At 67.8% G+C, this 11127-nt stretch carries 9 protein-coding genes and 2 tRNA genes; 2 read left to right on the plus strand and 9 right to left on the minus strand.

From position 1 onward, the window contains the following. Positions 1–153 precede the first annotated feature (153 nt). From K8V84_RS06635 to K8V84_RS06655, 5 genes are all read right to left on the minus strand, one after another. Positions 154–229 (minus strand) — tRNA-Glu (locus K8V84_RS06635). 51 nt (positions 230–280) lie between these two features. Beyond that, a tRNA-Gln gene (locus K8V84_RS06640) sits at positions 281–352 on the minus strand. Between the two features lie 132 nt (positions 353–484). Further along, positions 485–1933, minus strand: a complete 1449-nt coding sequence (gene gltX, locus K8V84_RS06645; protein ID WP_304071791.1) for a glutamate--tRNA ligase — start codon at positions 1931–1933, stop codon at positions 485–487. A gap of 65 nt (positions 1934–1998) precedes the next feature. Further along, positions 1999–2886, minus strand: coding sequence for a GDSL-type esterase/lipase family protein (locus K8V84_RS06650; protein ID WP_304071794.1), 888 nt, complete (start codon positions 2884–2886; stop codon positions 1999–2001). An 86-nt stretch (positions 2887–2972) separates the two neighbouring features. Beyond that, positions 2973–3773 (minus strand): fumarylacetoacetate hydrolase family protein, encoded by an 801-nt coding sequence (locus K8V84_RS06655; RefSeq protein ID WP_304071796.1) that lies wholly within the window; start codon positions 3771–3773, stop codon positions 2973–2975. Between the two features lie 196 nt (positions 3774–3969). On the opposite strand from K8V84_RS06655, the gene K8V84_RS06660 reads away from it, so the two are divergent. Together K8V84_RS06660 and K8V84_RS06665 are read left to right on the plus strand one after the other, a co-directional pair. Further along, positions 3970–4779, plus strand: coding sequence for a DUF3152 domain-containing protein (locus tag K8V84_RS06660; RefSeq protein WP_304071809.1), 810 nt, complete (start codon positions 3970–3972; stop codon positions 4777–4779). Between the two features lie 57 nt (positions 4780–4836). Further along, positions 4837–5313 (plus strand): Rieske (2Fe-2S) protein, encoded by a 477-nt coding sequence (locus tag K8V84_RS06665; protein ID WP_369696609.1) that lies wholly within the window; start codon positions 4837–4839, stop codon positions 5311–5313. Positions 5314–5390: 77 nt separating this feature from the next. Here the strand turns inward: K8V84_RS06665 and K8V84_RS06670 are convergent, their stop codons facing one another. The 4 genes from K8V84_RS06670 to cimA form a co-directional block, all read right to left on the minus strand. Beyond that, the gene (locus K8V84_RS06670) at positions 5391–6791 is read right to left on the minus strand and encodes an ABC transporter substrate-binding protein (protein WP_304071798.1); all 1401 of its coding nucleotides are present in this window, start codon (positions 6789–6791) and stop codon (positions 5391–5393) included. Positions 6792–6821: 30 nt separating this feature from the next. Continuing rightward, a complete protein-coding gene (locus K8V84_RS06675) occupies positions 6822–7709 on the minus strand; it encodes a carbohydrate ABC transporter permease (RefSeq protein WP_304071801.1) in 888 nt (295 codons plus the stop codon). Next, complete coding sequence (locus K8V84_RS06680; protein ID WP_304071803.1) at positions 7706–8653, minus strand: sugar ABC transporter permease; 948 nt, start codon at positions 8651–8653, stop codon at positions 7706–7708. Before K8V84_RS06680 ends, K8V84_RS06675 begins: the two co-directional genes overlap by 4 nt. A 325-nt stretch (positions 8654–8978) precedes the next feature. After that, positions 8979–10589 (minus strand): citramalate synthase, encoded by a 1611-nt coding sequence (gene cimA / locus K8V84_RS06685; RefSeq protein ID WP_304071806.1) that lies wholly within the window; start codon positions 10587–10589, stop codon positions 8979–8981. Positions 10590–11127 lie beyond the last annotated feature (538 nt).

An 11127-nucleotide genomic window follows, 5' to 3' on the forward strand; every position in this document is an offset into this window, starting at 1 on the left:
GCCTTGAGAGGGCGGCGTCCTAGGCCACTAGACGACGGGGGCCGGACGTGATCCGTGCGGGCCATCAAAGCCATGATAACCACACGAACCGGACACCGATGGCGAACATCGGCTCAGAAAGAAGGCTTCCACACCGTGGAAGCCGCTTCCTGTTGGTACCCCCGAGCGGATTCGAACCGCCGTTACCGCCTTGAGAGGGCGGCGTCCTAGGCCACTAGACGACGGGGGCGCGCTTTCGGATCCGAAGATCCGTGCGTCCGATGCCGATGCATCGAACTCGCTGGCCTACCAGGACTCGAACCTAGACTAACTGAACCAGAATCAGTCGTGCTGCCGATTACACCATAGGCCAATGTTTTGAGGGGATCCGGCCGCTTTCGCGTCCCTGTCCCCCTCGGCGACGTAGATAACTCTAGCGGACATTCTGAGTGCTCGCGAACCGAATACGGGGTGGTGGGGCGCACAGCCCCGCCACCCCGTGGCATCAGCCCTCTTGGGCGGCCTTCTCCTCGGCGCGGAGCCTCTCCAGCGCGGCCTCCAGGCGCGCCTGGACGCGCTCGCGCCCCAGCAGCTCCAGGGACTCGAACAGCGGCAACCCGACGGTCCGACCGGTGACGGCCACGCGCACCGGGGCCTGGGCCTTGCCCAGCTTCAGCCCGAGCGCGGCACCGGTCTCCTCGGTGGCGGTCTTGAGGTCATCGGTGGTCCAGGACAGCTCGGGGTCGGCGAAGCGCGCCAGGGCGGCCTCCACCATCTCCTTGCCCACGCCCGGCTTCATCGCCTTCTTCCAGCTCTTCTCGTCCTCCACCGGCTCCTTCAGGAACAGGAAGTCCACGTTGGGAACGATCTCGCTGAGCAGCGCGACCCGACTCTGCGCCAGCGGGGCCACCGCGGCGAAGACCTCGGCGTCGTAGTCCTCGGCGTTCCAGGGGACGGCCTCCCCGGTGAGCCACGGCTGACAGCGCGCGATGAAGTCCTCGACCGACAAGGCGCGAATGTACTCGCCGTTGAAGGCGCGCAGCTTCTTCTCGTCGAAGAACGCACTGGAGCTGTTGACGTCCTGGATCGCGAAGAGCGGCATCATCTCCGACCACGGCATGATCTCGCGGTCCTCACCCGGCGCCCAGCCCAGCAGCATCAGGTAGTTGACCATCGCCTCGGCCAGGTAGCCCTCCTCCTGGTAGGACTCCAGGGCGACCTTGTCGCGGCGCTTGGACAACTTCTTGCGCTGCTCGTTGACGATGACCGGCAGGTGCGCCCACACCGGCGGGGTCAGGTCCAGCGCCTCCCACAGCAGTTGCTGCTTGGGGGTGTTGGACAGGTGCTCCTCACCGCGGATGACGTGCGTGATGCGCATCTCCACGTCGTCCAGGACGTTGGCCAGCACGAACAGCGGGGAGCCGTCGGCGCGGGCGATCACGAAGTCCTCGATGGCGGCGTGGTCGAACTCCACGTCGCCGCGGATCTGGTCGCGCACGATGGTGGGGCCGCCGGCCGGCACCCGGAAACGCAGTGCCCGGCCGGGCCCGGCCTCCAGACCACGGTCACGGCAGAAGCCGTCGTAGCCCAGGTTCGGGTTGTCGCGACGTTCCTGCACCTGCTCGCGGGTGCAGTCGCAGTAGTAGGCGCGGCCGGAGCGGTACAGCTCCTGAGCGGTCTCGCGGTGCTTGTCGACGTAGGCCGACTGGAAGTAGGGGCCCTCGAAGTGCGGGTCGCTCTCGTCGATGCCGATCCACGACATCGCACGGATGATGCCCTCGGTCCACTCGGGCCGGTTGCGTGCGGCGTCGGTGTCCTCGATGCGCAGCACCATGCGGCCCTCGGGCCGCTGCTGGGCCAGAGCCCAGTTGAAGAGCGCGGATCGAGCGCCACCGACGTGGAACATGCCCGTCGGGGACGGGGCGAAGCGGGTACGAATCGGAGTCTCAGTCACGGACCCCAGGGTATCGGTGGCCCACCCGCCCCATCGCGAAACACCTAAGCGGCGGCGCTGAGCGGCTAAGGCGCGATGGGCAGCGGCCTCGGGTAGCCCGTCCCCAGGCCGAAGTTCTCCGCCAGGGCGTCGGCGAACCCCGCCGCGATCTTGATCTCACCGCCGTCGTTGGGGTGGGTTCCGTCGTAGGTGTCGGCCGCCACGTCCCAGGACTCGGCCTTGGCCAGGCTGAAGCCCACCACCGGCGAACGCTCGCTCGACAGTTCCCGGGTCAGCTTGCGGACCAGTTTGTTGTACACGTACAGGCGCAGCGCGAAGCCCTGGTCCCGGTCGGCCATGGTGATGGGCAGGGCCTCGGCGAACAGTATGTGGATGTCCGGGTTCGCCTCGCGGGCCTCCCGGACGTAGGCGCGGATGTTCGCCTCCATCGCCTCGGCGGTGATCGGGTGCAACAGGTCGTTGAGACCGATCAGCACGCACAGCACGTCGGGTCGGTGTTCGGCCACGTCGGCGCCGATGGTGGTGGCGGCATCGGCCAGGGTGCGACCCCAACGGGCGTTGTGGTCCTGGTCGAAGTCCGGGTCGCGGTAGTCGACACCGTCGGTGTCTCCCCCGACAGGCTCGGTGGGCTCGGTCCCCATCATCTCCGGCGGGATGATCTGTTCGGGGGTGGCGGGCGCGTGGTAGGGGCCCACGAAGTCCAGCCCGTCCACGTGCGGTTCCAGGTGGTTCCACAGGTGATAACGCCAGGTCCGGTCCCCGTCGGCGCCGTGGGTCATGGAGTCCCCTGCGAGCATGAGTCGCACCAGGGCACGACCGTCGCCGTCGGTGTCCTGCTCGGGCCCGCCCACGCTCCGGCCGAGGACCCACAGTCCCGAACCCACCAGGGCCAGGACGAGGGTGATGGCGCCGGTGAGGGCGAGGGGCGGGATACGGCGCTTTCGGGGGACCAAGGTCGGACCTTCCGCTCGGTCGGAGCGCGTGGCCCCGACGGGTGGTCCGTGCGCGGGCACCCGGCCCGCGCACGGCTCGCTCGGGTTCAGTCCCGCTCGACCACCCTGTTGCTGATGGTGCCCAGACCCTCGACCGTGACGGCCACTTCCTGGCCGACCTGGACGGGCCCCACACCGGCGGGCGTGCCGGTCAGGATCACGTCACCCGGCAGAAGGGTCATGAACGAACTGACGTAGGAGATGATGCCCGCGATGTCGTGGATGAACTGTGATGTACGTCCGTCCTGGCGCGTCTCACCGTCCACCGTGGTGGTGACCCTCAGGTCCTGGGCCTCTTCGATGCTCAGCCCGGTGGTGATCCAGGGGCCGATCGGGCAGAAGGAGTCGAACCCCTTGGCCCGTGTCCACTGCTTGTCCTTCTTCTGCAGGTCCCGGGCGGTCACGTCGTTGGCGACCGTGTAACCGAAGATGACGTCCTTGGCGCGTTCGCGCGGCACCTCGCGGCAGGGGCGGGAGATGACGATGGCCATCTCGCCCTCGAAGTCCACTCGCTCGGACACCGCCGGGTGGAAGACGGGGTCCTGCGGGCCGGTGACGGCCGTGGACGGCTTGAGGAACACCACCGGCTCGTCGGTGGTCTCCCCCGTGACGTCCTTCATCTCCTCGACGTGATCGGCGTAGTTCTTGCCGATGCACACGACCTTCGTCGGCAGCACGGGCGACAGCAGTCGGACGTCGGAGAGCTTGGCGCGCTCACCGGTGAGCTTGATGTCACCCAGCAGCGGGTGTCCGCTCAGCCGGGCGATGAACTCCTCCCCACTGTCCGTGTCCGTCTCGACCAGACCGAAACCGACCTCGTCGCCGGACGCGAAACGTGCGATACGCACCTGAATCCTCCAAGCAGCCCACTTCGACTCACTGTCCGAGTGAAGCGTAACCGCGCGGGGGTATCGGTCGTGTCCGCAAGGCCTACCCTTTGTGGGTCCGCGACTCTGGCATGCTGGGGTTCGACGACCGTCGAGAGGTGGAGGGACCGTGGGTTCACGTGGTACCCGTGCTCGGCACCGCCGGCGCAAGAACCCCATGGGGTTGGCCATCGGTGTGTGCCTGGTCTCCGGCGCCTCCGCGGTACTGATGGTGAGCGTCCCCGAGCCGGACGACGAGCTCGACTCCACTCAGGAGACCTCCGCCGAGGGGCCCGCCGGTGAGGGCGACCCGGACGGCACCCGCCGACACCCCGCCGCCTCCCCCTCCCAGGCCGAGGGCGCCGACACGGACACGGCCTCCGGCTCCTCGCCCGACCCCGACGCCTCTCCCTCCGAGGAGGAGACCCCGGTGCTGTTGCGCTCGGTCGAGGACGAGGTCGACACCGCCGACGGCGACATCCAGGTCATGAAGGGCGAGGGCGAGGTGATGGGCGAGGGTTCGCTCACCACCTTCGCCGTGGAGGTCGAAAAGGGCCTGCCCGGCGATGACGAGGACTTCGTCGAGGCCGTCGAGCTGATCCTGGGCGACCCTCGCAGCTGGGGTGAGGAGGGCGATCGCTCCCTGCAACGGGTGGACGGCGACGACGCCGACATCCGGGTGCTGCTGGCCGCGCCCGACACGGTGGACCGCATGTGCGCGCCGCTGAACACCAACGGGTTCGTCTCCTGCGCCAACGGCAACCGCGCCATCATCAACCAGAACCGCTGGGTCGCGGGCGTGGAGGACTTCGAGGACGACCTGGAGACCTACCGCATCTACGTGATCAACCACGAGGTCGGCCACACCCTGGGCCACGGGCACGTCGACTGCCCGGGCGAGGGCGAGGTGGCCCCCGTGATGCAGCAGCAGACCCTGGGCCTGCAGGGCTGTGAGGCCAACGGCTGGGTCGACCCCGACGCCGACTGACACCGCACGACCTTCCGATCACCTCGCGTGGTTCCGCTGACACGGAGCGTCCGGACCGTGTTCGATGGACTCGGTCCCTCCCACAGGGCCGTTCCACGTCGAGAGAGCGAGGCCACCATGTGCGACCGCCGTGAGTCCACCACCGAGACCGCCCACCCCGTGGTGACCAGACGATCCGTGTTCGGGGTGGCCGGAGGCGGCGCCCTGGTAGGAGTGGTCACGGCATGCGGTGGCGACGAGGCCGACGGCACACCCATCGCCACCACCGACGAGGTACCGGTCGGTGAGGGCACGATCATCAGCGAACACGAGGTGGTCCTCACCCAGCCGCAGGAGGGTGTCTTCCGGGCCTTCTCCACCGTCTGCACCCACCAGGGGTGCGATGTGGACGAGGTGTCCGGCGGTGAGATCCACTGTCCCTGCCACGGCAGCCGCTTCTCCATCGAGGACGGATCCCCGGTGGAGGGCCCGGCCGACGCGCCCCTTGAGGAGCTGGAGGTCCGGGTCGAGGGCGACGACATCATGCTGGCCTGACCTCCCCGTACACGCGTGCGGGGCCGCGACGTCGTGCCGCGGCCCCGCCCCTCGTACCGGGTGGACCCGGTCGATGATCAGTCCTCCACGGACAGGTTGTACTCCTCGATGGTTCCGCTCACGCCACGGGCGGCCTCGGACATGGCCTCCTCGGCGGTCGCGTCACTGGTCAGAGCGGCCTCCCAGCCCTCCTCCGCGGCGAGGCGGGCCTCCGACATCACGCCCATCATGCAACCGGCCGTGTTCTCGTTGATCTCGGACTCGGCGAGCTGGTTCGCGGCCACCGAGAACTGCGGGAACTCCTCGGAGCGCTCCTGCGCCTCGGGGCCGTCGTAGCCCTCGGTGTTGACCGCCAGGTAACCGGTGCCCGCGTGCCAGACCGACTGGGCCTCCGGGGTCAGCAGGTACTGCACGAACTCCCAGGACCCTCGGATCTCCTCCGGGCTGTGGCCCTCGCCGTTGACCCACAGGGAGGCGCCTCCGATGATCGAACCGCCCGGGTCGCCCGCGCCGACCAGCGGGAAGTAGCCCGCGCCGACCTCGAAGTCGGACTGTTCGATGAAGCCGCCCAGGGAACCGGTGGACTCCAGGGTCATGGCGGCGCGGCCGGAGGTGAAGGCGGCCTGGCCGTCGTCGGTGTTGCGGCCGATCTGGACGGCGAGGTCGTCCTCGATCATCTGGTCCCACCACTCGACGAGCTCGATGATCTTCGGATCGTCGAAGAGCACCTCGGTGGCGCGGCCGTCACGGCCGTTGGCGCTGTCGCAGTAGGGCACGGCGGCACGCGCCATGAACTGCTCGATGAACCACCCGTAGACCGCGGCACCGAACCCGTACTGGACGACGGTGCCGTCGTCGTCGGTGACGGTGAGTTCCTCGGCGGCCTCACGGATCTCGGCCAGGTCGGTGGGCGGGGAGTCCGGGTCGAGGCCCGCCTCCTCGAACGCGTCCCGGTTGATGTACATCAGCGGGGTGGAGTTGTTGAACGGGAAGGACCGCAGCTCGCCCTCGACGGTGAAGTAGTTGACGAGCGCCTCCTCGACCGTGGAGGTGTCGTAGTCGTCCTGGTCGAGGAAGGACTGTGCGGGCACGGTCTGCCCGGAGTCGATCATGAACTGGGTACCCAGGTCGTAGATCATGATGAGTTCGGCGGTGTCGCCCTGCTGGATGGCGGCACGGTGGTTGGCCAGCGCGGTGTCGTAGTCACCCTGGAAGGACCCGGTGACCTCGACCCGGCCCTCGTTCTCGGCGTTGAAGCCCGCGATGAGCTCGTCGAGCACCTGGCCGTTGGTGGCGTCCATGCTGTGCCAGAACTCGACCTGGACCGCCTCGTCGAGGCCGTCCAGCACCTCCGGACCGGGTGCGGTGAGGTCGGAGCCACCGCCACCACCGTCTCCGGAACACGCGCTGAGCAGCAGGCCCAGGCTCGCGAGCAGGGCGGCGGCCTTGACGCCTCGCCGTCGGGGGAAGGTTGTCATCTCTCTCGTCTCCACTAAGTGTTTCGCGCCCTACTTGACCGCGCCCGCGGTGAGTCCCCGGACGATGAAGCGCTGTCCGAAGATCACGAGGGCGAGTGTGGGGAGGACCGACAGGGCGGCGCCGGCCAGGAGGAGTCCGGGGTTGGAGTACTCCCCCACCTTGAGGCTGTTGAGGCCGATCTGCAGGGTCTGCATCTCGGTACTGCGGGTGATGATCAGCGGCCAGAAGTACATGTTCCAGCTGGTGATGAACACGTACATGCCGACGGCGGTCAGGGCCGGCTTGCTCAGCGGCAGCAGGATGGTCCACAGGAACCGCAGGTGACCCATGCCGTCGATGCGCGCGGCGTCGAACAGCTCCCGGGGGAACTGCTTGAAGCTCTGGCGCAGCAGGAACGTGCCGAAGGCGTAGGCCAGGAAGGGCATGACGAGACCGGCGTAGGTGTCGCCCATCCCCCACCCGGTGATGGTCAGGTAGTTGGGAATGAAGGTCGCCTCGGCCGGCACCATCAGCGTGGACAGGAACAGCGCGAAGACGACCGCGCTGCCGCGAAAGCGCAGGAACACGAACGCGTACGCGGCCAGGGCGGAGGTGAACAGCTGGCTCACCGTGATGATGCCCGCCATGACCAGCGAGTTCCCGTACATGCGCAGCAACGGCACCGCGTCCAGGGCACCCTGGATGTTCTCCAGGTTCACACCGCTGGGCAGCAGTCGCGGCGGGAAGGAGGACAGGTCCTGCGATCCCATGAGCGCGCCCGCGAACACGTAGTAGACGGGGAACATCACCGGGATCAGGAAGAGGGCCAGCATCAGGTACAGCAGGACACGGCCCGCGATGTGCCCGGGCGTGTGCCGGTGCCTGGTGCGGCCCGCCCCGGTACGGGCGGGCGCGGTCTCACGTTCGACGGTCGTCATGAGTAGTGCACCTTCCGCTCGATGACACCGAACTGGAGCGCGGTGCACACCAGGACCACCAACAGCAGGACGAGCGCCTGGGCGCTGGCCCGACCGAAGTCGCTGGTGCCGTAGGCGAAGGCGTCCTGGAAGATGGAGTAGACGAGGGTGGTCGTGGAACCGACCGGCCCTCCGCCGGTGAGGATGTGGATCTGGCCGAAGCTCTGCAACGCGTTGATCGTGGAGATGACGATCAGGAAGAAGAGCTGCGGTCCGAGCATCGGGATGGTGACGTCCCAGGCCAGACGAGGCCCGGTGGCACCGTCGATGCGGGCGGCCTCGTTGACCTCCTTGGGGATGGAGCCGATGCCGGCGGCCAGCACCAGCACCCCGTAGCCCAGGTTCATCCACACGGTGGTGATGACGATGGACCACAGGGCCATCTCCTGGGAGGTCAGCCAGGCCACCTGGTCCAGGCCGAAGCGGTACAGGATGCCGTTGAGCACGCTGTTGCCGGGGCTGTAGAAGACCGCGAAGATCACCGAGGCGCTGGCCACGGAGAACGCGAACGGCACCGCGAAGGCACCGCGCAGGAACTTCTGTCCGCGGATCACACCCTCCAGCAGCAGGACGATGATCAGCGCGCCGGCCACTCCCGGCACGACCACGCCGATGCTGAACACCACGGTGGTGATCAACACCTGGACGTACTCGGGCGAGGCCATCTCGGCGAAGTGGCTCAGGCCGACGAACCGGTTGGGTCTACCGATGATGTCGTTGCCGTGCAACGACAGATAGATGGTGCGGCCGAGCGGGTAGACGAGGAAGAGCGCGAAGATCACCACGGAGGGACCGAGGAAGCCCCAGGCGAACAGGGTGTCTCTTCCGGCTCCGGCTCGTTTCTTACGGGTCTTGGGGGATGGCGGTGACACGGCCGGGCTGCCGGTCGCCGAACCGGTGGTCACGCCGCTACCTCCACCCCGTGTGCGAATCGTGGGTGAGGACACGTCCCGAAGTCTTCAGGCGACGGGTGACCTGCGCTTCGCGGGAAGACGAACAGCGCGCCAACGGAAGGGCGCGCCACGGTTGCGTTCGACATCTATCACCACTCGTCCATCGCGAATCAACTGAAAGTTCGCAGTATCGAGCGGTCCAGGTCACGGTGGCTATGACCTTTCGGACAGGTCTTTCTTACCTGTAAGTAAGTTTCAAGCCCGTGACCTGCGCGGTGTGTCGAACGGGTCCGCTCGGGTGACGGAGAACGTGACTTCCCCGTCACCCGACCGACCGTCAATCCCTCGGATATCCCTGGCGCAGCAGACCGTAGGTGAGGGCCTGTTCCAGCGCGACCCAGGAGGCGTCGACGACGTTGGGACCCACGCCCACCGTCGTCCACTCCCCCACTCCGTCGCTGAAGGTGATGAGGATCCGGGTGATCGCGTCGGTACCCGAGGCGCCCTCCAGGATGCGGACCTTGTAGTCGGTCAGCTCCAGACCGGCCAGCGCGGTGTAGGCGTTCTCCATCGAGCCGCGCAGCGCCCGGTCCAGGGCGTTCACGGGTCCGTTGCCCTCCGCGGTGGCGATCACGCGCTCACCCTTGACCCGCAGCTTCACGGTGGCCTCGGTCAGGCTCACGTAGTCGCTGGACAACGGGCCCGACCCGGCGGCCGGACGACGCTCGGTCAGTACCCGCCAGGACTCGGTCTCGAAGTAGCGGACGGGCTCGCCCATCTCCTCGCGCAGCAGCAGCTCCAGGGAGGCGTCGGCCGCCTCGAAGCTGTACCCGGACAGTTCCAGCCCCTTGACCCGTTCCACGACCCGACCGGACAGGCCACGATCACCGGACAGGTCCAGGCCCAGCTCCTGGGCCTTGAGCTCCACCGACGCGCGCCCGGCCATGTCGGAGACGAGCATGCGCATCCGGTTGCCGACCAGTTCCGGGTCGGTGTGCTGGTACAGGTCGGGGTCGACCTTGATCGCCGAGGCGTGCAGGCCCGCCTTGTGCGCGAAGGCCGAAACCCCCACGTAGGGCTGGTGGGTGTCGGGGGCCAGGTTGACGATCTCGGCGATCGCGGTGGCCACCCGGGTCATCTCACCGAGGCAGCCCTCGGGCAGTACCTCACGGTTGTACTTGAGGGTGAGCGCGCCCACCACGGAGAACAGGTTGGCGTTGCCCACCCGCTCGCCGTAGCCGTTGGCGGTGCACTGCACGTGGGTGGCGCCGGCGTCCACGGCGGCCAGGGTGTTGGCGACGGCGCAGCCGGTGTCGTCCTGGGCGTGGATGCCCAGACGCGCGCCGGTGGCCTCCAGCACCTCGGTGACCACGCGGCGGACGTCACCGGGCAGCATGCCGCCGTTGGTGTCGCACAGGACCACCACGTCGGCGCCGGCCTCGGCCGCGGCGCGCACCACGGACAGGGCGTACTCGGGGTTGTGGTGGTAGCCGTCGAAGAAGTGCTCGCAGTCCACGAACACGCGCTGTCCGTGTTCACGCAGGTGCGAGACGGTGTCGGCGACCATGGCGAGGTTCTCGTCGAGGGTCGTGCGCAGGGCACGTTCGACGTGTCGGTCGTCACTCTTGGCGACAAGGGTGACGACCGACGCGCCGCTGTCGCGCAGCGCGGCCACCTGTGGGTCGTCGGCGGCCTTCACACCGGCACGGCGGGTCGCGCCGAACGCGGTGAGTCGCGCGTGTTCCAGCTCGAGCTCTTGTGAAGCCCGCTGGAAGAACTCGGTGTCCTTGGGGTTGGAGCCGGGCCAACCGCCCTCGATGAACGCCACTCCGAAGTCGTCCAGCAACTTCGCGATGGCCAGCTTGTCGGAGACCCGAAGGTTGATCCCCTCGCGCTGGGCCCCATCGCGCAGCGTGGTGTCGAAGACGTGGAAACTGTCGTCCCTCATCAGTGGAACTCCCGAAGGTGGATGTGCACGGCGGCCCCGGCCAACAAAAAAGACCCCTCGTGGACACGAGAGGTCAGCGCGCTGGCAGGGTCCGGATTCTCTTCCCTGCGTCATCGCGGGAAGTCGTCAGCCAGCGCGCCCCTGAATAATCACGACCTGGGACGGCATGGGGCCAGTGTGCCACACCGCCCCCGAAGAGTCGCACTTCGGGGGCGGGTTGTCTCATTATTCGAGACTGGAATTTCCCACTACGGACATCTCGGACCAAGGGCTCACAGGGGCGAGGACGCGGAGAACCACGGTGGACCCGCTCTCCTGGGCGATCAGAGGCTCCATCGGCGGGCGGCCCCGCGGTGTGTCGAGGATCTCCCGGCGTGGGTCGGCCCGACCAAGACGGAAGAACGGAAGAACGGAACTCGGACAGGGGATCCCCGAAGATGGACGACGAGGGCCGCCCGGGACACCTTGGGTTCTAGTGGTGGTTGCAACACCCCAGTTCAAGGGGTGCGATGCACTTCCAGATCCGTCAGGACCGAAC

Origin of the sequence: Nocardiopsis listeri (assembly GCF_020741345.1) — a bacterium.
Lineage (GTDB): Bacteria > Actinomycetota > Actinomycetes > Streptosporangiales > Streptosporangiaceae > Nocardiopsis > Nocardiopsis listeri_A.

What these genes read in the sequence shown, in the direction of transcription:
- cimA (WP_304071806.1), bottom strand. Translation starts at nt 10,589, where the DNA reads ATGAGGGACGACAGTTTCCACGTCTTCGACACCACGCTGCGCGATGGG.
- K8V84_RS06675 (WP_304071801.1), bottom strand. Translation starts at nt 7,709, where the DNA reads ATGACGACCGTCGAACGTGAGACCGCGCCCGCCCGTACCGGGGCGGGC.
- K8V84_RS06670 (WP_304071798.1), bottom strand. Translation starts at nt 6,791, where the DNA reads ATGACAACCTTCCCCCGACGGCGAGGCGTCAAGGCCGCCGCCCTGCTC.
- K8V84_RS06660 (WP_304071809.1), top strand. Translation starts at nt 3,970, where the DNA reads ATGGGGTTGGCCATCGGTGTGTGCCTGGTCTCCGGCGCCTCCGCGGTA.